The organism is Streptomyces sp. NPDC017890, assembly GCF_044328675.1.
Lineage (GTDB): Bacteria > Actinomycetota > Actinomycetes > Streptomycetales > Streptomycetaceae > Streptomyces.
On record NZ_JBIRHU010000146.1, the window covers coordinates 1 to 1397 of the forward strand.

Genomic DNA, 1397 nt, shown 5'->3' on the forward strand with positions numbered 1-1397 from the left:
GACCGAACCGCGAGTTCTACCTCAAGAAACGAAGTGAAGGAATGAGACACGTTCAAGCGGTGATCGCCTTGGCCCGTCGACGAGTGAGCGTGATCTGGGCATTGTTGCGCGACAACCGACTGTTCGTCGTTGATGCACCCGCCGTCCGAACTGCTTGATTTCCTCATTGAAACTCGTTTCGCTGGTGAAAGTGTGTGGTCAGGCGGCCGGGGTGAGCTTGGAGATTTCGTCGGGACGGAATCCGCTCCAGTGGTTTTCTCCTGCGACGACGACGGGGGCTTGCAGGTATCCGAGACTCATGACGTAATCGCGGGCCTGTGCGTCTTCGGTGATGTCGATGACGTCGTATTCGATTCCTGCTTTGTCGAGAGCGCGGTACGTGGCATTGCATTGCACACATGCGGGCTTGGTATATACGGTGATCGCCATTGTCACTCCCCCTCGTCGGTGATTCTTTATTGATTTCATTCTATCGAACATTGCAATATAAACCAATACTTTCGCGGGTATTTCTTCGATTAGCTTCCGCTTTAGTTAATGACATCTTCAATCATTTTTCGCATTCTTTCTCTAATACCAAACCGTGATGTACGCAGCTACTTGCATGCGTTCTACCTGTACTTTCTCCCCTCTCCCCGGTATGTGCCGATATTCTGGTCTCGGCGGGAGCGGGTCAAGGTGAGCGTAGGAAAAAATATCTTAGCGCCTTTGTTCGAGCGTGCGAGTGGCGCGTGTGGATATTATTTCTGGAGCGGCCTTGATGCGCGAGCGTCGGGATAGAAGAATGTTTACACCGGGGCGGGTAGGTTCTTGTCCTTGCGCTTTTGTCGTGGTTCGTGGCCGGCGGCCGGGGTGCTTTCTTGCGTGTCTGTGGTGGTGTCCGTATTCCGCCCTTCCGGTCCGCCGGTGGCTCTTTACCGCCGGCCAGAGGCGGAAGGTGCGGGGCGGAAGGGCGGACGGATCCCCAACCCTTTCGGGCCGGGGATCGCCGCTTCATCGGGTTAGTCGATCGCGACCTCGTCGAATAGGCGGAAGAGCAACATGAGCAACGACGACAACTTGTATCACTACACTTCCGCGGCAGGACTCCTCGGCATCGTTGATCGAATCAGCCAAGCGAGCTTCCCGAACGTGTACGCGACTACCAATCACCCCTTGTATGCCGAGTACACCTACGATCGAACGCTGCGATTCCAGGCGTCTGATGTTCGGTTCATGAACGACCACGCAGAGCTGAAGACTGCCGGCAAAGTGTTCGCGCAGAAGATCACGGATGCCGCCGGTGACTCTGGCGGCGACCACCCGTTGTTACCAGACCCCGCGCAAGTGTTTGCCGCCTCGTTTACCACCGAGCCAGATGATCTCAGTCAATGGCGCGGTTACGCCGGTGGTACAGG

2 protein-coding genes and 1 pseudogene are annotated in these 1397 nt (G+C 56.0%); 2 read left to right on the plus strand and 1 reads right to left on the minus strand.

Going from position 1 to position 1397, the window contains the following annotated elements; all coding sequences use genetic code 11:
• Positions 1-158: pseudogene (locus tag ACH4F2_RS36095) on the plus strand (IS110 family transposase); the annotation flags it as partial.
• 40 nt (positions 159-198) lie between these two features.
• On the opposite strand, the gene nrdH reads toward ACH4F2_RS36095, so the two are convergent.
• Positions 199-429 carry a glutaredoxin-like protein NrdH gene (gene nrdH / locus ACH4F2_RS36100; RefSeq protein WP_311052691.1) on the minus strand — a complete coding sequence of 77 codons (231 nt, stop codon included), beginning with the start codon at positions 427-429 and terminating at the stop codon, positions 199-201.
• Between the two features lie 612 nt (positions 430-1041).
• Here nrdH and ACH4F2_RS36105 point away from each other — a divergent pair.
• On the plus strand, positions 1042-1397 hold a 356-nt coding region (locus ACH4F2_RS36105), incomplete at its 3' end, for a hypothetical protein (RefSeq protein WP_398136819.1).

Bases quoted from the DNA above. Each gene is read 5' to 3' on its own strand.
- nrdH (WP_311052691.1), bottom strand. From the start codon at position 429: ATGGCGATCACCGTATATACCAAGCCCGCATGTGTGCAATGCAATGCC.